Raw genomic sequence first — 25,954 nt, 5'->3', positions numbered from 1 at the left:
CGCCGCTGCGCTGACAGGGGCGTGCGGGGCGGGACGGGGCCCGTGTCATCCGGCCGGGCCGGTGCCCGGGGTCCGGCGCCCGCCAAGGCGGCCGGTGGTGGCCCGGCGCACCGGCGGGCGCCCGGCGGGCCGTCCGGCTGCTCCTCCGGTGGACAGTGCCGCGGACCGGCCGGCGTTCAGGGCATGACCCGCGCCAGGTACGGCGCCGTGGCGCTGCCGGCCGCCCGGGCCACCCGCTCGGGCGGTCCGGCCGCCACGATCCGGCCGCCCCGGTCGCCGCCGCCCGGACCGAGGTCGATCACCCAGTCGGCGCCCGCGACCACCGTCATGTCGTGCTCGACCACCACGACCGTGTGCCCGGCGTCGACCAGCCCGTGCAGCCGGTCCACCAGCACCTCCACGTCGGCCGGATGCAGCCCGGACGTCGGCTCGTCCAGCAGGTAGAGGGTGTGGCCGCGGCGCCCGCGCTGGAGTTCGCTCGCCAGCTTGATCCGCTGCGCCTCCCCGCCGGACAGCTCGGTCGCGGGCTGGCCGAGCCGCAGGTAGCCGAGGCCCACGTCGAGCAGGGTGCCCAGGCTGCGGGCGGCACCCGGGGTGTCCGCGAAGAACTCCGCGGCTGTCTCCACGGTCAGATCCAGCACCTCGGCGATGTTCCGTCCCCGGTACGTCACCTGCAGCGTCCCGGGGTTGTAGCGGGCGCCCGCGCAGTCCGGGCACGGCGCGTAGGTGCTCGGCAGGAACAGCAGCTCCACACTGACGAACCCCTCGCCCTGGCAGGTCTCGCAGCGCCCTCCCGCCACGTTGAAGGAGAACCGACCGATCCCGTACCCGCGCGCCCGCGCCTCCGGCGTCCCCGCGAACACCTTGCGTACGACGTCGAACAGGCCCGTGTAGGTGGCGAGGTTGGAGCGCGGGGTGCGCCCGATGGGCTTCTGGTCGACCCGCACCAGCCGCCCGACCCCCGCCACCTCCTCCGTCAACTCGCCCACGAGCGTGGACTTCCCGGAGCCGGAGACACCGGTGACGGCGGTGAACGCGCCGAGCGGGAACCGGGCCGTCACCCCCCGCAGGTTGTGCCGGGTCACCGGACCGGCCGTCAGCCAGCCGCGCGGCTCCCGGACGGCACGCGCCGGGCCGGGGGACTCGTCGAAGAGGTACGCCGCCGTCGCCGACTCCGCCACCGAGGCCAGCTCGGCGACCGGCCCGCTGTAGAGCACCCGGCCGCCGTGCTCGCCCGCGCCCGGACCCACCTCCACCAGCCAGTCCGCCGCACGCACCACCTCCAGGTGATGCTCCACGACGTACACCGAGTTGCCCGCGGCCTTCAGCCGGTCCAGCACGGTCAGCAGTGCCTCGGTGTCCGCCGGGTGCAGGCCCGCGGACGGCTCGTCCAGCACGTACACCACCCCGAAGAGCCCGGAGCGCAACTGGGTGGCCAGCCGCAGCCGTTGCAGCTCGCCCGCCGAGAGCGTGGGGGTGGCCCGGTCCAGACTCAGATAGCCGAGCCCCAGCTCGACCACCGGCGCGATCCGGGACTTCAGGTCGGCGGTGAGCACCCGGGCGGCCTCGGTGCCGCCGTCGAGCAGTCCCGCGAGGCCGGTCAGCGGCAGTCCGGCCAGTTCGGCGATCGTCCGGCCGCCGAAGGTCACGGCGAGCGCCTCGGGACGCAGCCGGCTGCCCTCGCAGACCGGGCAGGGCGCGCTGGTGAGGAACCGCTCCGCCTTCGCCCGCAGCGTGGCCGACCTGGTGTCGGAGAACGTCTTCAGCACATACCGGCGGGCGCTCGTGTACGTGCCCTGGTAGGGCCGTTGGATCCGGTCCGCGTCCCGGACCGGATGGACGGTGACGACCGGCTGCTCGTCGGTGAACAGGATCCACTCGCGCGCTTCGGCGGGCAGCTCGCGCCAGGGCCGGTCCACGTCGTACCCGAGGGCGTCCAGGATGTCGCGCAGGTTCTTGCCCTGCCAGGCACCGGGCCAGGCCGCGACCGCGCCCTCGCGGATGGACAGCGAGGGGTCGGGGACCAGCAGTTCCTCGGTGGTCTCGTGCGTCCGCCCCAGGCCGTGGCACCCGGGACAGGCGCCGGCCGCCGTGTTCGGAGAGAACGCGTCCGAATCGAGCCGCTCGGCGCCGGGCGGATAGGTGCCGGCACGCGAGAACAGCATGCGCAGCGAGTTGGAGAGGTTGGTGACCGTGCCCACCGAGGAGCGCGAGGTGGGGGCCGACCGGCGCTGCTGGAGGGAGACCGCGGGCGGCAGCCCGGTGATCTCACCGACCTTGGGCGCCCCGACCTGGTGGATCAGCCTGCGCGCGTAGGGAGCGACCGACTCGAAGTAGCGCCGCTGGGCCTCGGCGTAGACGGTGCCGAACGCCAGGGACGACTTGCCCGAGCCGGAGACGCCGGTGAACACGGCCAGTACGTCCCGGGGGATGTCCACGTCGACGCCCTTGAGGTTGTGCTCGCGGGCGCCGCGGACGCGGACGTACGGGTCATGGGCGCTGTGCATCGGGGGAAACTCTAGCCACCCCCGTGCGCTACGACCGAGGCGGGTTGCCCGGGTCCTGCCGGGTGCCGAACTCGTCCCTCAGCTTGTCCTGGCCGGTGTCGACCTGCGACCGGTACTTGTTCCCGGTGCGCTGGTCGACGTAGTCGCCGCCCTTGTCGATGCCCTTGTCGGCCATGCCCTCATGGCCCTTGAGCATGCCCTTGATCTTGTCCATGAAGGACATGGCAGCCCTCCTCGTCGCTTGGGGTTCGCCCTCCCAGGGTCACCGGCCGGGGCCCGGTCCGCATCTCGAACAGGTCACCGGCCGGGGGCGAACAGTGCCGCCAGCCGCCGGTAGGAGTCCAGCAGGGCCGTGCGGTCGTGGCTGCTGGTGGTGACGAGGACCTCGTCGGCGCCGGTGTCCTCCAGCACGGTCTCCAGACCGCCGGCGACCTGTTCGGCGGTCCCGGCGAGGTGACCGGCGAGTCCCGCCTCGTAGAAGCCGCGTTCGCGCGCGGTCATGCTGCGGGCCTCGACCGCCTCGGCCGGGACGAGCGGCGGGAAGGTGCCGTGGGTGCGGGAGTACGCCATGGACCAGGCCTCGGGGACGAGCAGCCGGCGCGCCTCGGCCGCGCTGCCGGCGACCGCGACCGTACCGGAGACGACGACGTACGGCTCGGCCGCCCAGGGCGAGGGCCGGAACAGGGAGCGGTACCGGTCGACGCCGCGGAGCACCTTCTCGCGGCTGCGCAGGTCACCGATGACCACGGGCAGGCCGGCGCGGGCGGCGATCGTGGTGCCCTCGCCCATGGCCAGCACGAACGGCGGCACCCTCAGGCCCTCCGCCGGACGCGCGTGCACCCCGTCCGGTGAGCCGTCCGTGAACCAGTCCAGCAGCTCGCCGAGCTGCGCCGCGAAGTCCTCGGCGTCCCCCTTGTCCCGGCCGAGCGCCCTGCGCACGCCGTCCGTGAAGCCCACCGACCGGCCGAGACCCATGTCGATCCGGCCCGGGAACAGCGCCTCCAGCACCCCGAACTGCTCGGCGACGACGAGGGGCTGGTGGTTGGGCAGCATGACCCCGCCGGTGCCGACCCGGATGTCACGGGTGGCCGAGGCGACCGCGGCGGCCAGGACGGTGGGCGCGGAGCCGGCGACACCGGGCACCCCGTGGTGCTCCGACACCCAGAAGCGGTGGTAGCCGAGCACCTCCGCCTCCCGGGCCAGCGCGACGGTGTCCCGCAGCGCCTCGGCGGGCGGACGGCCCTCGCGGGTACGGGAGCGGTCGAGGACGGAGAACCGGGTCCGGGCGATCACTGAGCTGCTCACACAGGCTTCAACACCGTGGGAGGTAGGGGATTCCCGGGGCCGGGACCGGCCCGCCCCGGTCTCGTTAAGGTGGGCGTGTGACCGACAGCAGCCGGCGCCCGATCGCCGTGTTCGACCTGGACAACACGCTCGCCGACACCGCCCACCGCCAGCATTTCCTGGAGCGCCGGCCACGAGACTGGGCGGGGTTCTTCGCCGCCGCTCCCGCGGACCCGCCCCTGGCGGACGGCGTGGCGCTGGCCCGGGAGAGCGCCGTGGAGTGTGAGGTCGTCTACCTCACCGGCCGTCCCGAGCGGTGCCGCCGGGACACCGTGGACTGGCTCGCGGCCCACGGACTGCCCGAGGGGCGGGTGCACATGCGGAGCGGCGCCGACCGCAGGCCGGCCCGGTTCACCAAGCTGGAGATCCTGCGCCGGCTCGCCCGGGACCGCGAGGTCCGGGTCCTCGTGGACGACGACGAGCTGGTGTGCGACGACGCCGAACAGGCCGGGTTCACGGTCGTGCGGGCCCGCTGGGCCGCGAGGTCGGCCGTGCTGGAGGAGGCACAGGAGCGGGAGGGGCGTACCTGACGCCGGGCGGAGGACCGGCGCCGGGGCGGCCGGCTCAGTCGCCGTCCTCCAGGCGGAAGCCGACCTTCAGTCCTACCTGGTAGTGCTCGACCCGGCCGTTCTCGATCTGGCCGCGGACCTGGGTCACCTCGAACCAGTCCAGGTTGCGCAGCGTCTGGTCGGCACGGGCGATGCCGTTGCGGATGGCCTGGTCGATGCCCTCGTGCGAGGTACCGACGATCTCGGTGACCCGGTAGGTGTGGTTCGACATGCGGGTGCTCCTCTCGTGTCACGCCGAACTCCACCGTGCCGTATCCGGGCTCCGTCCGCACGGCGTCACGAGCCCACGGCCAGGAGCGCTTGACCTCCGCATTGGTCCATACCAAAATCCCAGCACACCCGCACGAGCCCGTGCTCGTCCCCCCACGTCGGGCCCCCACCCCTGTCCCAGCACCTCTGCCAGACAGAACAGGACCCCTCGTGAGACGTCGTCTGCTCGCCCTCCTCTGTGTCACCGGTTCCCTCGTCAGCGCCTGCGGGATGCTTCCCGGCGGCCACGAGCGCACCACCGTCACCGTGTGGCTGATGAAGGACAGTGCCTCCAAGGAGTTCCTGGAGCGGTTCACCGAGGACTTCGAACGCACCCACGACGACCTGCGCCTGGACATCCGCATCCAGGAGTGGACCGGCATCGTGGAGAAGGTCCGCACCGCGCTCAAGGCGGGCTCCGGGGACGGCCCGGACGTCATCGAGGTCGGCAACACCCAGGTACCGCTGTACGCCGACGGCGGCCGGCTCGCGGACCTCACCCTGGAGTCCATGCGGGACTGGGACAAGGAGAAGTGGCTGCCCGGCCTCGCCCAGCCCGGCAAGGACGGCAACAAGCAGTACGGCATCCCCTGGTACGCGGCCAACCGGGTCGTCATCTACCGCAAGGACCTGTTCGGGCAGGCCGGCATCACCAGCCCCCCGAAGACCCGGCAAGCCTGGCTCGACGACACCGCGAAGCTCAACTCCGCCGGGAACCAGGGCATCTACCTCGCCGGGCAGGACTGGTACACACTCTCCGGCTTCATCTGGGACGAGGGCGGCGAACTCGCCGAGGAGAAGGACCACGAGTGGCAGGGCACCCTGGACACCCCGGCCGCGCTGCGCGGCATGGACTTCTACCGGCGCCTCCAGGCCCTGGGCCGGGGGCCCGTGGACGCCGACGAGCAACACCCGCCCCAGGCAGGCGTGTTCGCCGGCGGCAAGGTCGCCCAGATCATCGCCGTACCCGGGCTCACCCAGGCGATCGTGCAGCAGGCCCCGGGCCTGAAGGACAAGCTCGGCTACTTCCCCGTACCCGGGCGCACGGCCGGGCGGCCCGGCACCGTCTTCACCGGCGGCTCCGACCTGGTCGTCCCGCAGAACACCGACGACCAGTTCGCCGCGACCACCGTCGTCGGGGCGCTCACCGACGCCAAGTGGGACACCGAACTGGCCCGCACCATGAACTACGTGCCCAACAAGACCACGCTGGCCGGCGCCGTCGCCGGTGAGGAGGGGGTCGCCGCCATGGCCGCGGGCGCGGCGCACGGCCGGGCGACCCCCAGCACCCCTCAGTGGGCCGACGTCGAGGCCGACAACCCGATCAAGGACTACATGACCCGGGTCCTGGGCGGCGCGGACCCCGCGACCGAGGCGCGCCGTGCCTCACGGAAGATCACCGAGGCGCTCGCCACCGACGCGGGCTGAGCCGGGCGGCCCCGGCTCACCGGGCCACGCTCAGCGACAGGGCGAAGCGGCCCTGCTCGTCCGTCCACCAGTGGGTCAGCTCGAGGCCGGCGGCGGCCAGTTCGGAGGTCACCCCCTCCCGCCGGAACTTGGCCGACACCTCGGTGCGCAGTTCCTCGCCCGCCGCGAAGTCCACGGCGAGGTCCAGCCCGGGCACCTTCACGGTCTGGGCGGTGCGGGACCGCAGCCGCATCTCGATCCACTCCCGCTCCGCGTCCCACACGGCCACGTGGTCGAACGCGTCCAGGTCGAAGTCGGCGCCCAGTTCGCGGTCGACCACGGCCAGCACGTTCTTGTTGAACGCGGCTGTCACGCCGGCCGCGTCGTCGTACGCCCGGACCAGCACCCGCTCGTCCTTGACCAGGTCCGTGCCGAGCAGGAGCCCGTCGCCCGGGGCGAGCAGCGAGCGCACGGAGGCCAGGAACCGGGCCCGCTCGGCGGGCAGCAGGTTGCCGAGCGTGCCGCCGAGGAACGCCACCAGCCGCGGGCCCGGCGTGGCGGGCAGGGTCATCGGGGCGGTGAAGTCGGCGATCAGGGCGTGCACGTCCAGGTCCGGGCGGTCCGCGACGAGCGCCTGCCCGGCCTGGGTCAGGGCGCTCTCGCTGACGTCCACCGGGACGTAGGCGGCGAGGGAGGTGAGCGCCTCGAGCAGATAGCGGGTCTTCTCCGAGGAGCCCGAGCCGAGTTCCACCAGCGTCCGGGCGCCGCTGGCTGCGGCGATCTCACCGGACCGGGCGGCGAGGATCTCCCGCTCGGCGCGCGTGGGGTAGTACTCGGGCAGTTCGGTGATCTGCTCGAACAGTTCGCTGCCGCGGGCGTCGTAGAACCACTTCGGCGGCAGCCACTTGGGGGAGGCGGTGAGGCCGCCGAGGACATCGGCGCGCAGCGCGGCGTCCGTCGCGTCCTCGGGGAGGGTGCGGGTGACGTGCAGGGGGCTCAACGGCAGGGCTCCTTCGGTGACGAGGGCGCCCCCGCTCGGACGGAGCCGAGGGTGGGGGAGGGCGCCGGATCCTCCAGCGGGGCGAGCAGCACACCGGCGCGGTTCGCGGTGAGCACGGTGCGGTCGGGGACCTCCTGCCACAGCGGGTCGTCGTCGTACGGCTCGGAGGCGACGACCGTGCCGCGGCCGGGCTCCGTGCGGTACCAGAGGGAGTCCCCCCAGGCGGTGGCGGCGATCGTGTCCCCGTCGGTGAGCAGCAGGTTGAGACGCGAGGCGGGCGCCGCCTCGGCCAGCAGGCGGACCGGTCCGGCCAGAGCCTGCTCCGGCGCGTCACCGCTGCGCAGCCGGTGCAGCACCAGCGCCCAGATGAACGCCGAGTCGGTGCGGGCCTGGAGCGACAGCAGGTCGACCGGCGGCAGCGCGGACACCAGGTGGGCCGCGCAGTCCGGCCAGCCGGCGAGCGCGCCGTTGTGGCTGAACAGCCACCGCCCGGCCGCGAACGGCGCCGCCGCGGCCTCGGCGTCCGCCCCCGCGAGGGTCGCATCCCGGACCGCCGCGAGCACGGCACCCGCGCGTACCACCCGCGCCAAGTCGGTGAAGGACAGGTCGGCCCAGACGGGCCCGGCCCGCCGGTAGCGGGCCGGCACCGGGTCCTCCGGCGCGTACCAGCCCACCCCGAAGCCGTCGGCGTTGACCGTGCCGTACCGCTGCCGGCGCGGCGCCCACGACTGGCGGAACAGACTGTGCGGGGGCTCCACGAGGATCCGTCCGAGCGGCTCCTGCGGCCCCAGGTAGGCGAGATGACGGCACATCAGACCGCCTCCGAGCGTGCGGTGCGAAAGCCGCAGAAGATCTGCCGGCGTATCGGGTAGTCCCAGTTGCGGAACGTGCCCCGGCAGGCCACCGCGTCCACGGCGAACGAGCCGCCGCGCAGCACCTTGTACTCGGGACCGAAGAACACCTCCGAGTACTCCTTGTACGGGAAGGCCCGGAAGCCCGGGTACGGCAGGAAGTCGCTCGCCGTCCACTCCCACACGTCACCGATCAGCTGCCGCACGCCGAGGGGTGACTCGCCGGCCGGGTAGCTGCCGGCCGGCGCGGGCCCGAGGTGCCGCTGGCCCAGGTTGGCCTGGTCGGGTGCCGGGTCGGTGTCACCCCAGGGGTAGCGCCGGGAGCGGCCGGTGGCGGGGTCGAAGCGGGCGGCCTTCTCCCACTCCGTCTCGGTGGGCAGCCGCCGCCCGGCCCAGCGGGCGTAGGCGTCCGCCTCGTACCAGGAGACGTGCAGCACCGGCTCGTCCGGCGGGACCGGCTCCGTGATGCCGAACCGGCGCCGCAGCCACTGCCCGCCCTCCCGCCGCCAGAACAGCGGAGCGTCCACGGCGTGCTGCCGGACGTGCGCCCAGCCCTCCGGCGCCCACCAGCGTTCGGTGTCGTAGCCACCGTCCTCGATGAACGCCTGGTACGCCGCGTTCGTCACCGGTGTCGTGTCGATCCAGAAGGGCTCCACCTCCCGCGGGTGCGCCGGGCGTTCGTTGTCCAGCGCCCAGGGCTCGTCGGAGGTGCCCATCGTGAACGGGCCGCCCGGCACGAGGACCTCGGCCGGACCGGTGAACGCCTGGACCGGCTCCGGGTCCGGAGCGGTCAGGACCGCAGGGCCCTTCCTGAGCTGATGGGTGATCAGCATGGTCTCGTCGTGCTGCTGTTCGTGCTGGGCGATCATCCCGAAGGCGAAACCGGACTCGGTGAGCCGGGTGCCGTGGAAGTCCGCGTCCTCCAGCAGGTCCGTCACCCGGCCGCGGACCTCGGCCGCGTACCGGCGGGCCTCCTCGGGCGGCAGCAGCGGCAGCCTGGGCCGCTCCGCGCGCGGATGCTCGAAGGCGTCGTACAGGCCGTCGATCTCGGGCCGCATCGCCTCCCGGCCGCCGACCGTCCGGAGCAGCCACAGCTCCTCCTGGTTGCCGATGTGCGCGAGGTCCCACACCAGCGGGGACATCAGCGGGGAGTGCTGGGCGGTGAGGTCCGGCTCGTCGACGCACGTGGTGAGCAGCGTGGTGCGGTCCCGGGCGGCGGTGAGGGAGGCCAGCGCGCGGTTCCGCAGTGCCTCGGGGTCCGTCTCGGTGGTGGTGGGGTCGGTCTCCGGGGCGGTCATGTGCGGATGTCCTTCCTCCCGTGGGCGGTCGTGCCCCCGGACGCGCCGGGCCGCGTCCGGTGCGGGTCGAGGGCGGGAAGCCGGTCGAGCAGGTCGTCGGCCGGGCAGCGGCCCCGGGCGACGTAGCGGTCCCGGAACGCGGCCACGGCGTCGGTGACGCGCGTGGTGGCGCCGAGCCGGGGCAGTGCCTCCTGGGCCGCCGCGAAGCAGCCGTCGGCGGCCTCGCGCAGCTCCGGGTCGGCGAGCCCGTGCCGGGCCGCGGCGGTCCACAGCGGGTTGTGCGGGGCCGGCTGGTTCCGGGCCCGCTCGGCGAGCGGTTTCACCGTCCGGTACGCGGTCTCGGCGGCCTCCGGGTCGTCGAACAGCGCCGCGGTGACCGCGAGCGGCACGAGCCAGCCGTCCTCGCCGGGCTGCGCGTCGATCATGCGCAGTTCCAGGTGGCCACGCGGCCGGACCGGCGGGAACAGGGTGGTCAGGTGGTAGTCGAGATCCGCCCGGGTGGGTGGCCCGAGCGACCGGGTGCGTGTCCACTCCCGGAAGGTGAGCCCCTCGGGGACCTCCCAGGGGCCGCTGTCGCGGCGCACGCACATCACCGGGGAGTCCAGCGCGTGCCGCGTCCAGGCGTCCCGCGGTTCGCCGGTCAGCGGCGGACCGCCGGCCCGGCCGGCACCGATCTCCATCCACATCAGCTGCCGGGTGGACTGCCAGCCCGTGGGCCGCAGGCCGAGCAGCGGCGAGTTGGCGAACGCGGCCACCAGGACGGCGCCCAGCTGGTGCGCGAGCCACCAGCGCCGGGCGTGCCCCAGCGGGCCGGGTTCCTCGTGGCCGGCGTCCACGCAGACCTGCACGGACGCCGAGGTGCACATCATGTGGCGGCCGGCCGGGCCGGTGCGGTCCAGGCAGGCCTCCATGGCGTCGTACCGCGGCTCGCGCAGGAACCTGCGGGGTGTGTGCCAGGGGTCGTGACCGATGCCGGTGAGGCCCAGACCGTCCTCGGCCAGGACGGCCCGGACGGTGTCCAGATCGGCGGAGACGGTCTCCACGCACTCCGTGAGGGAGGACGCGGGCTGGGAGCTCAGCTCCAGCTGGCCGCCGGGTTCGACGGTGAGCGCCGATACCAGGGGCACGGCCCGCAACGTGGCGTAGACCGCTTCGAGCTGTTCGGGTGTGACCGGGAGCTGCGGCAGCTCCAGCGAGTGGACGAGCCACTCCAGCTCGACACCGAGCGTGCGGGGCGGGCCGGTCTTGAAGCAGATGCCCCTGACCAGGGCCTCCACCTCGGCCTCGGTGACGGCGGTGCGGTGCGGCGTACAGTCACCACCGTCGCTGTGGCTATCGGACATGTCGGGATCTCCTCCTGAGGTTCCACCATGCCACCGGCCCGGTGTGTGCGCCGGGCCGGCACTCGTCCCACCCAAGACCTTTCCCGGGAATCGCACAAGGGTGCCCATCCGGACGTCCCCGATCCGTCACGGTCGCTTCCCTGCGCGTTTCCCGGGCCGCCGCGAGGGCGGGAAACTCCGTTGCACCGCCTCACCAGCATCACCCACGATGCGTACATGAGCACCACGGGGGAGCTCGCGGGGTGCGGGGGCGCGGCGTCCACGGGGGTGGCGCCGCGACCACGCGCCCGGCCGGGACCGCCGGGCGGGACAGCCCGTGACGCCTGGGTCAGGTCCAGCCGTGACGTTCGTGCAGGCGCCGCCGGACCAGGTCGAAACGCATGCGGTCCAGTGCGCACGCCTCCCGGCGCATGCCCCGCTCGTGCAGCCGCAGCACCCGGTCCACGTCCACCCACGAGTCGCGGCCCGACCGGTCCCAGGGGCCGGCACCTATCCCCACCCACTCCCGGTCGCCGTCGTGCCGCTTGCTCGACAGCTGCACCGCGAGGAGGGTGCCCGCCGCCTCCCGGGCCACGACCAGCACCGGGCGGTCCTTGCCCCGGCCGTCGTTCTCCTCGAACGGCACCCAGGTCCACACGATCTCGCCGGGGTCCGGGTCGCCGTCGTGGGCGGGGGAGTACTCGGTGCGCACCCGGCCGACCTCGCGCGGGTCCGCCTGCGTGGTGGCGTGGGGGCCGCGCCGGCCGGGAACGTCCTCTTCGGTAAACGTGCTCACGCGGGCACCCTAGTGGGCCGTGTGGTCCGGTGCTCCGGCCGGTGCGTCGCGCACCCGGTGGGCGGGAGGCGGCCGGCACGCTGGTGCGCACGCGCGGCCGGGGCCCCTGGTGAGGGCACCGGCCGCGCGGAAGCCGGTCGGATCAGCTCTCCTGATCCACCGTCACCTGCTGCGGCGGGGGAACCGCCGCTCCGTCGGGCCAGGGCGAGACGCCGGGCACGGGCCGGCTGCCGTCGCCCATGGTGGCGAGCAGCTTGCGGGCCAGGCCCAGCCCCGTGCCGCCCATGGTGAGTGCCTTGGCGAACATCTCGCCCATGCCGTCGGCGCCGTTGAGGAGCACCATGTTGTCGACGTTGCCGAACGCCGAGGCGCCGGCCTGGACGATCTCCGGCCACTTCTCGGCGAGTTGCTGGGCGACGACCGCCTCCTGGTTCTCCGCGAGGGCCGCGGCCCGGGCCTTGATCGCCTCCGCCTCCGCGAGGCCCCGGGCCCGGGTCGCCTCCGCCTCCGCCAGGCCCCTCGCCTGCGCGGCGGCGGCCTCGGCCTCACCGGTGGCCCGGGTGGCGGCGGCGCTCGCCGTGCCGCGGGACCTGGTCGCCTCGGCGTCCGCCGCCGCGGCGGCCTTCACCCGGGTCGCCTCGGCCGCGGCCGCCAGCTCCGTCTCCTTGGCCTTGGCCTGGGCCGCCGAGATCCGCGCGTCGCGTTCGGCCTCGGCCAGGGTCCGCTTCTCGTACGCCTTGGCGTCCGCGGGCTTGCGGACGTCCGCCTGGAGCTGCTGTTCGCGGCGGTGCGCCTCCAGTTCGGCCACCCGCGTCTCCTGCACCACGACCTCCTGCCGGGCCGCGGCGGCGGCGAGCGGTCCCGCCTGCTGGGCCTTGGAGGCCGCCTTGTCCCGCTCGGCCTGGTACCCGGCCTGCAGGATCTCGCTGTCCCGGGTCGCCTCCGACATCCGGGCCGCCGCCTGCTGCTCGGCCTCGGTGGCGAGCCGGTTCGCCTCCGCCTGCGCGATCCGCGCGTCGCGCTGCACGGCGGCGGCGTGCGGCATCGCCAGGTTCTGGATGTAGCCGGTCGGGTCCTCGATCTCGTGGATCTGCAGCGAGTCCACGATCAGACCGAGCTTCTCCATCTCCGTGCCGCAGGCCGCCCGGGTCTGCCCGGTCAGCTTCTCCCGGTCGCGGATCATGTCCTCGACCGTCAGCCCGCCCACGATGGACCGCAGGTGACCGGCGAAGACGTTGTGCACCCGCTCCGCCATCAGCTTCTGCTGGTCGAGGAACCGGCGGGCCGCGTTCGCGATCGACACGAAGTCGTCGCCCACCTTGAAGATGACCACGCCCCGCACCTTCAGCGGAATGCCCTGGTGCGTCACGCAGTCCACGTGCAACTCGGTCTCGTTCAGATCCAGCGAGAGCTTGCGCACCGCCTGTACACCGGGCAGCACCAGCGTGCCGCGCCCGGTGACGATGCGAAAGCCCATGCCCTCCTCCAGGCCCTCGGTGCGGTGGTTGGACCCGGAGATGACGAGCGCCTCGTTCGGCTCGGCGACCCGCCACATCATCTTGAACAGACCGATCAGGACGAGAGCGGCCACGACGACCGCTCCCGCAACGACGCCGACCATCATCGGCATACGCCCCCTTTGCCTGGTGCCCGTTCGGCACCGAACGAAGGGAGTGTGCGCCTGCCGGGGACACGGGTGAAGACGCTGACGAGTCCTTGTCGCAATCTTGACGCATGCCGCTCTCACCTGGGGCGCGGCCGGCTCAACTGTCGTACGGCGCGGGCGCGGCAGGCTCAGCTGTCGTGCGGCGCGGGCGCGGCAGGACCGGCTGTCGTGCGGCGCGCACGCCGGGCTCAGCTGTCGTACGACGCCATGACGTAGACGGTCCTCGGCGGCAGGTGTTCCATCACCGTCACCACCGTGCCGGTCGTGATCCGGGACGTGCCGTCGGCCGGGTGGGCGAGGAAGTGCTCGGCGCCGCCGCGCACCCGGACGATCACCTCACCGACCAGACCGGGTCCCACCGTCCCCGTCACCCGCCCCATCAGCCCGACCATCGACGCGTCGCCCATGGGAACAGGGTAGGGGCGGCCGTGACGTCACACCCCGGTGTCCGCCAGGTCCCAGGGGCCGGGGCCGGTGCCCCGGCGCCAGGCGTCCAGCTCGTCGCCGTTCACACAGACGATCCCGCACTGACGCGCGTACTCCAGAGCGGGTGCCGTGAAGTCGCTCGTGGTGACGACCGCCGCGACGTCGGCCTCGTGGATGGTGAAGCAGGTGCCCCCGAAGCGCTGCATGTCCTGGGAACCGACCTTGTTGGTGTCCCCGTACTGCTTGCACTGGATGACCACACGCCGCCCGTCGGGGGCGACCGCGACGACGTCGGCCCCCAGATCGCCCGCGCCGCCCACCACTTCCGCCTCCCGGCAGCCGTGGTGGAGGCACAGGTCCGCGACGGCCTGCTCGAAACCGTCCGGGTCCAGCTCGGCGTAGTCGGCCTCGGACACGGGTCCGGCACAGCCGGCCCGCTCCGCGCATCCCGGGTCCAACTGCACGGTGGCATCTGCCGGTTGTGCGGGCGGAGCGTCACCGGCGGGGACGGGTACGGGCGCGGTCACCGGGTCCGCCGGTGCCGCCGTGCCGAACGGCTCTCCCGGTGCGACCACGCCCGCGGCGGCCACCGCATGCTCCGGCGCCGTGAGGCGGAGGCTGTCGGACGCCTTCTCGGCCGCCTCCTCCAGCGCCCGGGCGGCCCGGCGCGCGTACTTCGCCGCGGAGCGCCGGCGCCACCCGGAACGGCACTTGAGCGCACCGGCGGCGGCGAGCATGACCAGGACGGCGGCCCAGGGCGGCCGGCGCTCCACGATGCCCAGCGCCGTCCGGGCGAGGAACGCCAGGAGACAGAGGATGATCGCGAGCAGCAGGAAGAACATCGTGGTGGTGCCCAGGTCGAAGCGCCGGCGGCGTTCCGGGTGCCGAACCGGGCGCACGGGTATGGTCATGCGGGGGCCTCCTGGCGGACGGCGACAACGAAGATCACCTGTCTACACATGCCCAAGATCGCCGACCGCTCCCACCGTGCGCGCCCCCGGTTCGCGGCGCGTGCCGGCGCCTCAGCCGGTCGTCGCCGGTTCGGCCCGGTGCCGCGGCGGCCACCGCTCGTGCCAGCGCAGCTCCGCCTCCAACTGCGCGGCCAGCGACACCAGGAGCGGCTCGCTGTCGGCCGGCCCGAGCAGCTGGGCACCCACCGGGAGCCCTGATCCGGTGAACCCGGCGGGCACGTTCACCCCCGGCCAGCCCAGCACGTTCCATGGCCAGGCGTAGGGGCAGGCGGCGATGACGGCCCGGTCCGTGGCCATCCCGCCGAGTGCGCCGAAGGCACCGATCCGCGGCGGTGGCATCGCCGTCGTCGGCGCGAGGACGACGTCGTACGGCCCGAAGAACGCGCCGATCCGCCGGTGCAGCGCCGCCTCCGCGCGCCGGGCCGCCCGGAGCGCGGACCCGCCCAGCAGCCGGCCGAGCCGGGCCGCCTGCCGGGTGCGCGGATCGAGCAGCGCGGCGTCGGGAGCCTCGCGGGCCCGCTCGGCGATCCCGGCGGTGGCCCGGGGAACGAAGGCCAGCCCGATCCGCCCGTACGGCGGATCGGCCTCCTCGACCTCATGGCCCAGCCCCGCCAGTACCTCGGCGAGTCCGACGACCCTGGCCCGGATCTCCGGGTCCAGCCGCGCGGCTACGGCGGTGAACGGCGGCCGCAGGGACAGCGCGACGCGCAGCCGGCCCGGGTCGCGGCCGACCGCGTCCGCCACCGTCAGGGCGGCCGGCCGGTGCGGGTCCCGGTCGTGGTTGCCGCTCGCCGCGTCCAGCAGCAGGGCCGCGTCGGCGACCGTACGGGCCAGGGTGCCGTTCACCGTGATGCCGTGGAACGACTCGCCGCGCGGCCAGGTCGAGATCCGGCCGCGCTGCGGCTTGATGCCGATCAGATGGGTCCAGGACGCCGGGATGCGCACCGAACCGGCGCCGTCGGAGCCGAGCGCGGCCGGGACCAGCCCGGCGGCGACGGCGGCGGCCGATCCGCCGGACGATCCGCCGGGCGTGTGCCCGGTGTCCCACGGGTTGCGGGTCTCACCGAACGCCGGCCCCTCGGTGAACGGCCACTGGCCCAGCTCGCAGGTGTTGGTCTTGCCGACGATCACCGCGCCGGCCGCGCGCAGCCGCCGTACCGCCTCCGCGTCGGCGGCCGCCGGCGGGAAGGCCCCCGCACACCCGAACGCCGTCGGCTCGCCGGCCACGTCCATGTCGTCCTTCACCGCCACCGGCACCCCGAGCAGCGGGCGCCGCGCACCGGCGGCCAACTCCCGGTCGGCCGCGTCGGCTTCGGCGAGGGCCGCCTCGGCGCGGACGATCCGGAAGGCGTTCAGCGTCGGTTGCGTGGCCTCGATCCGGGCCAGCGTCTCCTCCACCAGCGCCCGGCAGGTCACCTCCCCGTCGGCCAGGGCGCGTCGGGTTTCCGTGAGGCCGGCGGCACGGTCGGGCGTCATGGGCGAGCACCTCCGGGAGGCTCCGGGCACGATGTCTACCGAACGGTAACGTCCGAGCCGGGCCGCGCGTACGGTTTTCGCACAGGTGTCGCCGAGCAGGCGGTACGGGGGCCGGCGGCCTCACACCGCCAGCAGCCGCCGCAGCCATGCCACCCGTGCCGCACGGGCCGTACGGGACAGGGCCGCCTCCGGGGCGAGGGCGTCGAAGCCGTGGCAGCCGCCCGGCCAGACGTGGAGTTCGGCGACACCGCCCGCCTGCCAGATGCGGGAGGCGTAGGTGACCACCTCGTCCCGGAAGGTCTCCATGGAACCGACGTCCAGGAAGGCCGGGGGCAGCTCGGACAGGTCGGTGGCGCGGGCCGGGGCGGCGTACTGAGGGACGTCCGGGCCGCCGCGGCGGTCGCCGAGCAGGGCCGTCCAGGCGGTCTCGTTGGCGGTGCGGTCCCACAGTCCGAGGCCGTCCATCTGACGGCTGGAGACGGTGTCGTTGCGGTCGTCCAGCATCGGGTACATCAGCAGCTGGCCGATCAGGCGCGGTCCCTGCCGGTCGCGGCTGAGCAGGGCGAGCGCCGCGGCCAGTCCGCCGCCGGCACTGGAGCCGGTGACGAGGATCCGGTCCGGGTCGCCGCCGATCTCCCGCGCGTGCTCCGCGGTCCACAGCAGTCCGGCGTACGCGTCCTCGACCGGCGCCGGATAGGGGTGTTCGGGCGCGAGCCGGTACTCCACCGACACCACGACCGCGTTCAGTTCGCGGGCCCAGGCCAGGGGCTCGGTCACGCCGGCCCGGTTGCTGCCGGCCATCAGACCACCGCCGTGCGCGTGGTAGATCACCGGCAGGGCCGCCGCCGGGGACGCGGCCGACGGACGGCACACGAGGAGGGGGACGCCGGGTGCGCCGTCGGGGCCGGGGACCGTACGGTCCTCCGTCACGAAGGCGCCGTCCATGGTGAGGTCGAGCAGTTCGACGGCCGCGTTCCGCCGGGCCGAGGGGAGGTCGGCCAGAGTGAAGCCCGGCCCGATCGCGTCCATGAACTGCTCCAGCGCGGCGGCCAGTTCCGGATCGAGCGGCGGCGGGAGCGGGGGCATGGCTTCTCCTTCCAGGAGTCGTCCGGCGGCCGGCCGGGCGCCGAGGCGGTGCCGGTGCCGGTCGCGGCGTCGGCGACCGTCCGGTAGTCCGTCGCGGTGCCGCGCCGGTGCCGGGCGGCTGTGCGTGTCACGTCCCGACTACCCCGTCCGGCCCGCGGTGCGCCCCCTCGCCGCCACCGCCTCACCCGACGGCCGGACCGCCACGGGCGGTGACGGACCGGGCACGGTGCGCCCCCTCGCCGCGCCTGACCGGCCGTTCGGGCTGTCACCCGCCGTCACGAGCCATGACGGGCGGTGACGGGACGTGACGGGCCGAGCGCGGTGTGCGCGTCGACCGGTCCGCGCACTCCCTACCGGCCGGTGCCGGCCGGGGCTGCCGGTCTGCCCGGCAACGGCGCGGGGGCCGGGGCCATGACGGCCCTGGCCCCCGCGGCGGAGGTGCGGATCAGACCGCCGCGCCCACGTTGCTGTGCAGGCGGGCCACGACGTCGGTCAGCTGCGCGGCGACCTCGGCGTCGTCCGACGGGTGGGTCTCGGCGAAGCGGGTCAGGGAGCCGGGGATGGACAGCTTGATGTCCTCGATCACCTTGCCGCCGGCGATCCCGACGGCCTTGCGGGCCTCGTCCTGGGCCCACACGCCGCCGTACTGGCCGAAGGCGGTGCCGACCACGGCGACGGGCTTGCCGCCGAAGGCGCCGCTGCCGTACGGGCGGGACAGCCAGTCGATGGCGTTCTTCAGGACGGCCGGGATCGTGCCGTTGTACTCGGGGGAGAAGAGCAGGAAGGCGTCGGCGGCCGCGGCGGCCTCGCGCAGCTTCACGGCGGTGGCCGGGACGCCGCCCTCCACGTCGATGTCCTCGTTGTAGAAGGGCACCTCGGCCAGGCCCTCGTAGAGCTCGATCTCGACGCCCGCCGGCGCCAGCTTCACGGCGGCCTCGGCGAGCTGGCGGTTGTGCGAACCGGCGCGAAGGCTGCCGACGAGCGCCAGGATACGAACAGACATGCGGACTCCAAAAGGCTGAAACTCACTGTCACGATCCGGACCGAGGTCCGTTTAAGTGTCTATCACCCTAAGCGGACCGCGGTCCAGTTTTCTTCCCGATGCTTTACGCTGTCGTCATGTCCAGCGCCGTGCCGCCCTTCCCGAAACCCCAGGAGACCGCCGAGATTCCTCCGTTGCTGGAAATCGGCATGCCGTCCGACGAGCCGTGCCTGCGCGCCGACGCGGCCCGCAATCGGGCCCGGCTGCTGGAGGCGGCGGCACGGCTGATCGCCGAGCACGGGGTGGCCGGGGTGACGATGGAGGCGGTGGCCGCGGCGGCCGAGGTGGGCAAGGGCACCGTCTTCCGCCGCTTCGGCGACCGCACCGGACTGCTGATGGCCCTGCTCGACCACTCGGCCAGGCAGCTGCAGGCCGACTTCCTGGCCGGACCCCCGCCGCTCGGCCCCGGCGCACCGCCCCTGGAGCGGCTGCGGGCGTTCGGCGTGGCGGTGCTCTACCGCACGGCCGAGCAGCTGGAACTGCACCTGGCCGCCCAGCCGGAGCCGACCCGCCGGTTCACCCACCCCGCGGCCGGGTCGCTGCGCACGCACGTGACGATGCTGCTCCGGCAGGTCGTGCCCGGCGCCGACTGCGAGCTGCTGGCCCACACCCTGCTGGCCTCGCTGGACCCGGCGCTGATCCACCACCTGACCCGGCAGCGCGGGATGCCCATGGAGCGGCTGGAGGCAGGCTGGCTCGACCTGGTCACCCGGGTGACCGGCCGGCGACCGCAGGGGTAACCGGACCCGCTCGGCCGCAGGCGTGGGCGGACCCGCACCCGGCCACCGGTTCCGCATACGGCTAACGGATCCGCACCCGGCCACCGGTTCCGCATACGGCTAACGGATCCGCACCCGGCCACCGGATCCGCATTCGGCTAACGGGTCTGCACCCGGCCACCGGTTCCGCATGCGGTCACCCGATTCGCATACGGCTAACGGACCCGCACCCGGCCACCGGACCCGCGCCCGTCAGGCCCGGTGCGCCCATCGGTCCGTCCGGTGTCCGGTCAGTCGTCCCGGCCCCTGAACATCTCCACCAGTCCCAGTGGGGCGTCCGCGCGGAACAGCAGGTCCTGGCCGCGGGCCGATTCCGCCGCCGACGCCGCCGCGCGCGGGAACATCCGCGCCTCGTAGGCGGCCAGCGCGGCCTCCGTGTCCTCGGGGTGCGCGGCCAGCGCGAGGCCGAGTTCGGCGCCGTCCAGCAGTGCCAGGTTGGCGCCCTCGCCCGCGAACGGGGACATCAGGTGGGCGGCGTCACCGAGCAGGGTGACCCCCGGCACCCGGTCCCAGCGGTGGCCCGCCGGCAGCGCGTGGATCCGGCGGGGCACGAGCGCGCCGTCCGCGTCCGCGACCAGCGCCCGCAGCCGCTCGTCGAAGCCGTCAAACTCCTTCAGCACGGCCGCCTTCGCCGCCTCGCCGTCGGTGAAGTCGATGCCGTCCAGCCACTCCTCCGGCGCCGTCACGGCGGTGTACACGTGCAGGCTGCCGTCGGTCTCGCGGTGCGCGAGGAAGCCGCGGCCCGGACCGAGCGCGAAGAGCATGCCGGCGCCGACCACCTCCGCGCTCCCGGGATGCCGGACGTCCGCGTCGGCCAGATCCGCCTCCACGAACGACACGCCCGTGTACGCGGGACGGGCGGCGGACACCAGCGGGCGCACCCGCGACCAGGCGCCGTCGGCGCCGACCAGCACATCGGTGGTGAAACCCGTGCCGTCCGCGAGCGTCACCCGGTGCCGGCCGCCGTCCAGCGGGCGGACGTCCGTGACCTTGGCGCCCCACCGGACGGTGTCCGCGGGCAGGGATCCGAGCAGCAGCTCGCGCAGCTCCCCGCGGTCGATCTCGGGTCGGCCGCCGGTGCCGTCGTCGGACTCCTCGAACCGGACGGTGCCCTCCCGGTCCAGGACGCGCACCGCCTGGCCGCCGGTGTGCACGCGGTCCAGGAACTCCTCGTGCAGCCCGGCGGCGCGCAGCGCCTCCTGGCCGGAGTCGTCGTGGATGTCGAGCATGCCGCCCTGCGTCCGGGCGTCCGGCGCCGCGTCCAGGTCGAACAGCGCGGCCCGGATGCCGTGGACGTGCAGCACGCGGGCGAGGGTGAGCCCGCCGAGGCCCGCGCCGACGACGGCGACGGGGTGGTGGGGGAGGGGGGCGGTGGTCATGGGGCCTCCTGGCGTTCGGTCGGTACGGCGGTCCGCTCGATGCCGTTGATCAGCGTCCGGAAGGACCACGACAGTCGGGCCTCGGGGGTGCCGGACAGCAGCGCGCCGGCGCCGGCGGCGATGTGCGGATGCGTGGCGGCGGGTGCCTCGCGCAGCGCCCGGGCCACCGCCTGCCACTCGCCCGGGGACTCCTCCCCGGCGTGCTCGGCGGCGGTCGCGGTGGCGTGTTGGAGCAGCAGGTCCACGCCCCACGCCGCCTGGGCGCGGGGCACTCCGCCCGCGGCGAGCAGTTCCAGCAGGGTCTCGATGAGGCGCAGGTAGTGCGGGCCGCTCGGCCGCGCGGTCAGCGCCGAGCGGGCCAGGGACGGGTGCTCCAGCAGCATCGCCGTGCAGTCGGTGAGCACCCGCTCCAGCCGCTCCCGCCAGTCGCCCTCGGCGGGCGCGGGACCAACCGTGCCGAGCAGTTCGTCCAGGACGGCCGCGTGCAGCTCGTCGGTGTTGCGGACGTACACGTACAGCGAGGCCGGGCCGGTGTCGAGTTCCTGGGCGAGCCGCCGCATCGTCACCTTGCGGAGTCCTTCCGCCCGCAGGATCGCGACGGCGGCGGCGACGATGCCCTCCCGGGTGAGAGGTGGCTTGGCGGGGCGGTCCCGGCGGGAACGGGGGGAGGTGGTCATGCGGACACAGTAACGAACATGTTCGTAGCGAACAAGTTCGTCACGAATTCGTTCGGCCAGTGGCGGGGAGAAGCGGCAACTTCGTCGAACGGTGAACCACGTCGCCCCGCCCGCTCCCGGCCCCCGGCCCTCTGCCAAGATGCGGTCTGTCATGGTGCAGATACCGAACACGCCCACGAGTGCCGATGTGGCCCGCCTCGCCGGCGTCTCGCGCGCGACCGTCTCCTACGTCCTCAACAACACCAGCGCGGTCCGGATCAGCGAGGCCACCCGCCTGCGCGTGCACGAGGCCGCCCGCGAACTCGGTTACGTCCCGCACGCCGCCGCCCGCAGCCTGCGCGCCGGACACAGCCGGATGGTCCTGATGCCCGCCCCGGCCATCCCGGTGGGTCACCTCTACGGCAGGTTCCTCAGCGAACTGCAGGGGGCGCTCGGCCGGCTCGACTACACCGTCGTCCAGTACGGCGGCGCCGGTCTGCACGGGGACGAGGCCGCACGTGCCTGGGCCGAGCTGCGGCCCGTGGCCGTCCTGGTGCCCGGTGCCGGCCTCGGCCCGCAGGGCGTCGCCGTCCTCAAGCGCTCCGGTGCCCGGGCCGTGGTCACCGTCGGCCCCGGCCGCGTGGAGGGGGCGCACGCCCTGCTCATGGACCACGAGGCCGTCGGCCGCTGCGCGGGCGCCCACCTGCACGCCCGCGGCCGCCGTCGCATCGGTGTCGTGCTGCCCGGCGAGCCCGGTCTGGAGGACTACGCCCTGCCGCGGCTCGCCGGGGTGCGCGAGGCGCTGCGCGGCACCGACGCCACCGTGACGGAGCTGCCGCTCGCCTACAGCGAGGAGGCCGCCGCGGAACTCGCCGCCCGCTGGCCCGCGTCGGGGCTCGACGCGGTGTTCGCCTACAACGACGAGTACGCGATGCTCCTGATGCGTGCCCTGCAGGACGAGGGGATCCGCATTCCCGGGGACGTCGCCGTGATCGGCGCCGACGATCTGATGCTCGGCCGGCTGCTGCGGCCCCGGCTCAGCACGGTCCACATCCAACTGCCCTCAGGACGCGACCTCGCCGAACTGGTCGACCGCGCGGTGCGCGACCCCGGCGGCGAACCCGAGGTGCACACGGTGCTGGGGGCCTCGGTGGTGCGGCGCGAGTCCAGCTGAGCCGGCCCCGCGCCGACGGCCCCTCGGCCGTCACCCCCGCGTCCGCCGCGCCCACCGTCTCCCGGGCCGGTCGGCTGTCAGGTCCGCGTCCGCCGCGCCCACCGTCTCCCGGGCCGGTCGGCTGTCAGGTCCGCGTCCGCCGCGCCCACCGTCTCCCGGCCCCCTCGGATGTCACTGCTGCGTCTGGCCCTCCTGGGCCGCGATGCCCTTGCGCACCTCGTCCATGTCGAGCTTCCGGGCCTGCCCGATGAGGTCGGCGAGCGCCGGCGCGGGCAGGGCGCCCGGCTGGGCGAAGACGGCGACCTGGTCACGGACGATCATCAGGGTCGGGATCGACGAGATGCCGAAGGCCGCGGCCAGCTCCGGCTGCGCCTCGGTGTCCACCTTGCCGAACACCAGGTCCGGGTTGTCCTCGGCGGCCTTCTCGTACACGGGGGCGAACTGCCGGCACGGCCCGCACCAGGACGCCCAGAAGTCGATGAGAACGAACTCGTTCTCGGAGACCAGCTGGTCGAAGTTCTCCTTGGTCAGCTCCACGGTGCTGCTCATGGCGTGATTCCCTCTTCCTGGTGTGGGGTGTGCCGACGGCCAGAACACGGCTGCCGGTCCGGCTATTCCACCCGTGCACGCGGGCTGTTCCGCGCGCGTACCCATGTGGCCCGGGAGCACACCACCCACCAGACTGGCCCCATGACGGAAACGGAACCCAACGCGTACGACGTCGTGGTGATCGGGGGCGGCCCGGTCGGGGAGAACGTCGCCGACCGCACCCGCGCGGCCGGCCTCACCACCGCGGTCGTGGAGAGCGAACTGCTCGGCGGTGAATGCTCGTACTGGGCCTGCATGCCCAGCAAGGCCCTGCTCAGGCCGGTCATCGCCCGGGCCGACGCCCGCCGCCTGCCCGGTCTCGCCCAGGCGGCGCAGGGGCCGCTCGACACCCCGGCCGTGCTGGCCCGCAGGGACGAGTTCACCTCCCACTGGAAGGACGACGCCCAGGTCGCCTGGCTGGAGGGGACCGGGACCGATCTGTACCGCGGCCAGGGCCGCCTCGCCGGACCCCGCACGGTCACCGTGACCGCCCCCGACGGCACGGTCACCACCCTCACCGCCCGGCACGCCGTCGCCGTCTCCACCGGCACCCGCGCCCAGTTGCCCGACCTGCCAGGACTCGCCGACGTCAAGCCCTGGACCAGCCGCGAGGCGACCAGCGCCGAAGCGGCCCCCGGCCGGCTGATCGTCGTCGGCGGCGGTGTCGTCGCCACCGAGATGGCCACCGCCTGGCAGGCCCTCGGCTCGCGGGTCACCCTGCTGGTCCGCGGCAAGGGCCTGCTGAACCGCATGGAGCCGTTCGCCGGGGAACTCGTCGCCGAGGCCCTCACCGAGGCGGGCGTCGAGGTGCGCACCGGCACTTCCGTGGAATCCGTCACCCGCGAGAACGGCACGGTCGTGGCCGTCACCTCGGCCGGCGACCGCATCGAGGCCGACGAGATCCTCTTCGCCACGGGCCGCGTGCCGCACACCGACGACATCGGCCTGGAGAGCGTCGGCCTGGAACCCGGCTCCTGGCTGGACGTCGACGACAGCCTCCGGGTCACCGGCACCGACTGGCTGTACGCGGTCGGGGACGTCAACCACCGCGCGCTCCTCACCCACCAGGGCAAGTACCAGGCCCGCATCGCCGGGGCCGCCATCGCCGCCCGCGCCGCCGGCAGCCCCCTCCTGGACGAGCCGTGGGGCGCCCACGCCGCGACCGCCGACCACGACGCCGTACCGCAGGTCGTCTTCACCGACCCGGAGGCCGCCGCGGTCGGACTCTCCCTCGCCGAGGCGGAACAGGCCGGCCACCGGGTGCGCGCCGTCGACGTCGAGTTCTCCTCCGTCGCCGGGGCCGGCCTGTACGGCGACGGCTACAAGGGCCGCGCCCGCATGGTCGTGGACCTGGAGGACGAGATCCTGCGCGGGGTCACCTTCGTCGGCCCCGGCGTCGGCGAACTCGTCCACTCGGCCACCGTCGCGGTCGCCGGCCGCGTCCCCGTCAGCCGGCTCTGGCACGCCGTCCCGTCGTACCCGACGCTCAGCGAGGTGTGGCTGCGGCTGCTGGAGGCGTACCGGGACAACTGAGCGCCCTACTGGGGCAGTTCGAAGCCGAGGGCCTCGGCCGCCGCCTGCGGTGACGGCTGGGCCCACAGGGCCGCGACCGCCTCGTTCGTCGACAGGGAACGCGGCTCGGCCCGGTCCAGGTACAGGGTGCCGTCGAGGTGGTCCGTCTCGTGCTGGACGATCCGGGCGGGCCAGCCGCGGAACACCTCGTCCAGCGGGCGGCCGTGCTCGTCCTCGCCGCGCAGCCGCACCTCGGCGTGCCGGGCCACCACCGCCTGCCAGCCGGGCACGCTCAGGCAGCCCTCGAAGAACGCGGCCCGGCCGGGCCCGGCAGGCTCGTACACCGGGTTCACCAGCACCCGGAAGGGCTGCGGGACCCGGCCCCGGGCCACCGCGATCTCCTCCGGCACCGGCGCCGGGTCCTCGATGACCGCGATCCTCAGTTCCACACCGACCTGCGGCGCGGCGAGGCCCACTCCGGGAGCCGCGTGCATGGTGTCGCGCAGGGCCTCGACGAACCGGGCCAGCAGCGCGGGACCGAGCTGGCCGTCGTACGGCTCGGTGCCCCGCCGCAGCACGGGCCGGCCGGCCGCGACGATGGGCAAGGGGCCGCCGGCGGCGAGGAGTTCCTCGACCCGCTCGGCGAGCGGTCTGTCATCACGGGGAGGTGCCATCGCGTCAGCATGCCACGCCCCGCCGCCGCCCCCACGGCACTCGGTCCGGCCCACCGGCCATGTCACGGGCGGTACGGCACTCGGTCCGGCCCACCGGCCGCGGCACGGGCGGTACGGCACTCGGTCCGGCCTACCGGCCGCGGCACGGGCGGTACGGCATTCGGTCCGGCCTACCGGCCGTGTCACGGGCGGTACGGCATTCGGTCCGGCTCACCGGCCGCGGCACGGGTGGTACGGCGGTATGCCATGCCCGGCACCGGCCGGGACCTCCGGCGGGGTGAAGTAGCGTAGACGACACCCGGCGCGGCGAGCCGGATGCGAGCGCAGGGCGAGGAGACGGGGCGATGGCGCGGGAGGACGGCCGGGCCCGGCGGCGCGGGCAGGGCGAACTGGAGGGCCAGGTGCTCGGCGCGCTGCGCGAGGCGGACGGACCGGTCACCGCGGCCTGGGTGCAGGACCGCCTCGGCGGTGATCTCGCCTACACCACCGTCGTCACCATCCTGACCCGGCTGCTCGCCAAGGACGTCGTCTCGCGCGAGCGGCACGGCCGGTCCTTCCTGTGGACGCCGACGGCCGACGTGGCCCGGCTGGCCGCCCTGCGCATGCGCCGGCTGCTGGACGGCGAACGGGACCGCGAGGCGGTCCTGGCCAGCTTCGTCACCGCCCTGCCACCCGGCGACGAGCAGGTGCTGCGGGCCCTGCTCGACGTCCCGGGCACGGATCCCGGCGGTACGGAAGGCTGACCGCGCATGGGGGTCTTCGTCTTCCTGCCGCTGGTGCTGCCGCTGTCGGCGTGGCCGGTCGCGCGGCTCGCCGAGACACGGCTGCACCCGCGCACCGCCACCCGGCTGCTGACCGCGGTCGCCGTCGTCATGGCCGTGTGCAGCACGCTGTGCCTGGCCCTGCTCATGGTGGTCGGCACCGCGCAACTGCCCGGCAACCCGCTGCCGGACGGCTGGTCCGACCCGGCGGTGCGGGCCGCCCTCCCGCAGGACGAGGTGGCCGGCCGGGCCGCGATCCCCACGCTCGCCGTGGTCGCCGTCGCCTGCGGCCGCACCCTGTGGCGGCACCGCCGCGTCACCCGGGGTGCCCGCCGGGCCCTGGCCGGGGTGCCCGGCCGGACCGTGGCGGTCCTGCCCGACGGCACGCCGTACGCGTACGCGCTTCCCGGCCGCCGCGGCC

General features: G+C 74.5%; 25 protein-coding genes and 1 pseudogene. 7 read left to right on the top strand and 19 right to left on the bottom strand.

Annotated elements, in window-relative coordinates:
- Positions 1-176: 176 nt before the first annotated feature.
- The 3 genes from GT045_RS32640 to GT045_RS32630 all read right to left on the bottom strand — a co-directional run bounded on the left by GT045_RS32640 (position 177) and on the right by GT045_RS32630 (position 3,812).
- On the bottom strand, positions 177-2,507 hold the full coding sequence (locus GT045_RS32640; protein WP_161336400.1) for an excinuclease ABC subunit UvrA: 2,331 nt from the start codon (positions 2,505-2,507) through the stop codon (positions 177-179).
- A 28-nt stretch (positions 2,508-2,535) separates the two neighbouring features.
- On the bottom strand, positions 2,536-2,730 hold the full coding sequence (locus GT045_RS32635) for an antitoxin (RefSeq protein ID WP_161294139.1): 195 nt from the start codon (positions 2,728-2,730) through the stop codon (positions 2,536-2,538).
- 74 nt (positions 2,731-2,804) lie between these two features.
- Positions 2,805-3,812 (bottom strand): LLM class flavin-dependent oxidoreductase, encoded by a 1,008-nt coding sequence (locus tag GT045_RS32630; protein ID WP_161336399.1) that lies wholly within the window; start codon positions 3,810-3,812, stop codon positions 2,805-2,807.
- 77 nt (positions 3,813-3,889) lie between these two features.
- Here GT045_RS32630 and GT045_RS32625 point away from each other — a divergent pair, with 77 nt between their 5' ends.
- Complete coding sequence (locus GT045_RS32625; RefSeq protein ID WP_161294143.1) at positions 3,890-4,381, top strand: hypothetical protein; 492 nt, start codon at positions 3,890-3,892, stop codon at positions 4,379-4,381.
- 34 nt (positions 4,382-4,415) lie between these two features.
- Here the strand turns inward: GT045_RS32625 and GT045_RS32620 are convergent, their stop codons facing one another.
- Positions 4,416-4,631: a dodecin gene (locus tag GT045_RS32620; protein WP_161294145.1), complete on the bottom strand. Its 216-nt coding sequence runs from the start codon at positions 4,629-4,631 to the stop codon at positions 4,416-4,418.
- Positions 4,632-4,840: 209 nt separating this feature from the next.
- On the opposite strand from GT045_RS32620, the gene GT045_RS32615 reads away from it, so the two are divergent.
- Complete coding sequence (locus GT045_RS32615) at positions 4,841-6,097, top strand: extracellular solute-binding protein (protein ID WP_161294147.1); 1,257 nt, start codon at positions 4,841-4,843, stop codon at positions 6,095-6,097.
- Positions 6,098-6,113: 16 nt separating this feature from the next.
- Here the strand turns inward: GT045_RS32615 and egtD are convergent, their stop codons facing one another.
- The 11 genes from egtD to GT045_RS32560 all read right to left on the bottom strand — a co-directional run bounded on the left by egtD (position 6,114) and on the right by GT045_RS32560 (position 17,971).
- Entirely contained in the window at positions 6,114-7,076 is a 963-nt protein-coding gene (gene egtD / locus GT045_RS32610) for an L-histidine N(alpha)-methyltransferase (protein ID WP_161336398.1), read from the bottom strand.
- Positions 7,073-7,888, bottom strand: a complete 816-nt coding sequence (gene egtC, locus GT045_RS32605) for an ergothioneine biosynthesis protein EgtC (RefSeq protein ID WP_161294151.1) — start codon at positions 7,886-7,888, stop codon at positions 7,073-7,075. The genes egtD and egtC overlap by 4 nt, the downstream gene beginning before the upstream one ends.
- A complete protein-coding gene (egtB, locus tag GT045_RS32600; protein WP_161336397.1) occupies positions 7,888-9,225 on the bottom strand; it encodes an ergothioneine biosynthesis protein EgtB in 1,338 nt (445 codons plus the stop codon). Before egtB ends, egtC begins: the two co-directional genes overlap by 1 nt.
- The gene (egtA, locus tag GT045_RS32595; RefSeq protein ID WP_161336396.1) at positions 9,222-10,568 is read right to left on the bottom strand and encodes an ergothioneine biosynthesis glutamate--cysteine ligase EgtA; all 1,347 of its coding nucleotides are present in this window, start codon (positions 10,566-10,568) and stop codon (positions 9,222-9,224) included. Before egtA ends, egtB begins: the two co-directional genes overlap by 4 nt.
- A 328-nt stretch (positions 10,569-10,896) precedes the next feature.
- A complete protein-coding gene (locus tag GT045_RS32590) occupies positions 10,897-11,343 on the bottom strand; it encodes a type II toxin-antitoxin system PemK/MazF family toxin (protein WP_161298452.1) in 447 nt (148 codons plus the stop codon).
- 142 nt (positions 11,344-11,485) lie between these two features.
- Positions 11,486-12,973: a flotillin family protein gene (locus tag GT045_RS32585; RefSeq protein WP_161336395.1), complete on the bottom strand. Its 1,488-nt coding sequence runs from the start codon at positions 12,971-12,973 to the stop codon at positions 11,486-11,488.
- Between the two features lie 224 nt (positions 12,974-13,197).
- Positions 13,198-13,416 (bottom strand): hypothetical protein, encoded by a 219-nt coding sequence (locus GT045_RS32580; RefSeq protein WP_161287648.1) that lies wholly within the window; start codon positions 13,414-13,416, stop codon positions 13,198-13,200.
- A gap of 27 nt (positions 13,417-13,443) precedes the next feature.
- Positions 13,444-14,346, bottom strand: coding sequence for a restriction endonuclease (locus GT045_RS32575; RefSeq protein WP_161336394.1), 903 nt, complete (start codon positions 14,344-14,346; stop codon positions 13,444-13,446).
- A 111-nt stretch (positions 14,347-14,457) separates the two neighbouring features.
- The gene (locus GT045_RS32570; protein WP_161336393.1) at positions 14,458-15,882 is read right to left on the bottom strand and encodes an amidase; all 1,425 of its coding nucleotides are present in this window, start codon (positions 15,880-15,882) and stop codon (positions 14,458-14,460) included.
- A gap of 120 nt (positions 15,883-16,002) precedes the next feature.
- Positions 16,003-16,968, bottom strand: coding sequence for an alpha/beta hydrolase fold domain-containing protein (locus tag GT045_RS32565; protein ID WP_161336392.1), 966 nt, complete (start codon positions 16,966-16,968; stop codon positions 16,003-16,005).
- A gap of 445 nt (positions 16,969-17,413) precedes the next feature.
- A complete protein-coding gene (locus tag GT045_RS32560) occupies positions 17,414-17,971 on the bottom strand; it encodes an NAD(P)H-dependent oxidoreductase (protein WP_161287073.1) in 558 nt (185 codons plus the stop codon).
- A gap of 98 nt (positions 17,972-18,069) precedes the next feature.
- Here GT045_RS32560 and GT045_RS32555 point away from each other — a divergent pair, with 98 nt between their 5' ends.
- Entirely contained in the window at positions 18,070-18,750 is a 681-nt protein-coding gene (locus GT045_RS32555) for a TetR/AcrR family transcriptional regulator (RefSeq protein ID WP_202529230.1), read from the top strand.
- A gap of 269 nt (positions 18,751-19,019) precedes the next feature.
- On the opposite strand, the gene GT045_RS32550 is transcribed toward GT045_RS32555, so the two are convergent.
- Positions 19,020-20,168: an NAD(P)/FAD-dependent oxidoreductase gene (locus GT045_RS32550; RefSeq protein WP_161336391.1), complete on the bottom strand. Its 1,149-nt coding sequence runs from the start codon at positions 20,166-20,168 to the stop codon at positions 19,020-19,022.
- Positions 20,165-20,845: a TetR/AcrR family transcriptional regulator gene (locus GT045_RS32545; protein ID WP_161336390.1), complete on the bottom strand. Its 681-nt coding sequence runs from the start codon at positions 20,843-20,845 to the stop codon at positions 20,165-20,167. Before GT045_RS32545 ends, GT045_RS32550 begins: the two co-directional genes overlap by 4 nt.
- A gap of 151 nt (positions 20,846-20,996) precedes the next feature.
- On the opposite strand from GT045_RS32545, the gene GT045_RS32540 reads away from it, so the two are divergent.
- A complete protein-coding gene (locus GT045_RS32540) occupies positions 20,997-21,998 on the top strand; it encodes a LacI family DNA-binding transcriptional regulator (RefSeq protein ID WP_161336389.1) in 1,002 nt (333 codons plus the stop codon).
- A gap of 171 nt (positions 21,999-22,169) precedes the next feature.
- On the opposite strand, the gene trxA is transcribed toward GT045_RS32540, so the two are convergent.
- Complete coding sequence (gene trxA / locus GT045_RS32535; RefSeq protein ID WP_161336388.1) at positions 22,170-22,547, bottom strand: thioredoxin; 378 nt, start codon at positions 22,545-22,547, stop codon at positions 22,170-22,172.
- 141 nt (positions 22,548-22,688) lie between these two features.
- Here trxA and GT045_RS32530 point away from each other — a divergent pair, with 141 nt between their 5' ends.
- Positions 22,689-24,119, top strand: coding sequence for an NAD(P)/FAD-dependent oxidoreductase (locus GT045_RS32530; protein WP_161336387.1), 1,431 nt, complete (start codon positions 22,689-22,691; stop codon positions 24,117-24,119).
- A gap of 5 nt (positions 24,120-24,124) precedes the next feature.
- On the opposite strand, the gene GT045_RS32525 is transcribed toward GT045_RS32530, so the two are convergent.
- Positions 24,125-24,772 carry a peptide deformylase gene (locus GT045_RS32525; protein ID WP_161336386.1) on the bottom strand — a complete coding sequence of 216 codons (648 nt, stop codon included), beginning with the start codon at positions 24,770-24,772 and terminating at the stop codon, positions 24,125-24,127.
- A gap of 344 nt (positions 24,773-25,116) precedes the next feature.
- Between GT045_RS32525 and GT045_RS32520 the strand changes: the two genes are divergently transcribed.
- A complete protein-coding gene (locus GT045_RS32520; protein WP_161288222.1) occupies positions 25,117-25,515 on the top strand; it encodes a BlaI/MecI/CopY family transcriptional regulator in 399 nt (132 codons plus the stop codon).
- A gap of 6 nt (positions 25,516-25,521) precedes the next feature.
- Positions 25,522-25,954: pseudogene (locus GT045_RS32515) on the top strand (M56 family peptidase); the annotation flags it as partial.

It is taken from the genome of Streptomyces sp. SID486 (assembly GCF_009865385.1).
GTDB lineage: Bacteria > Actinomycetota > Actinomycetes > Streptomycetales > Streptomycetaceae > Streptomyces.
Note: the sequence above shows the minus strand (reverse complement) of the source record. Positions and strands in the feature narration are given on the sequence as shown.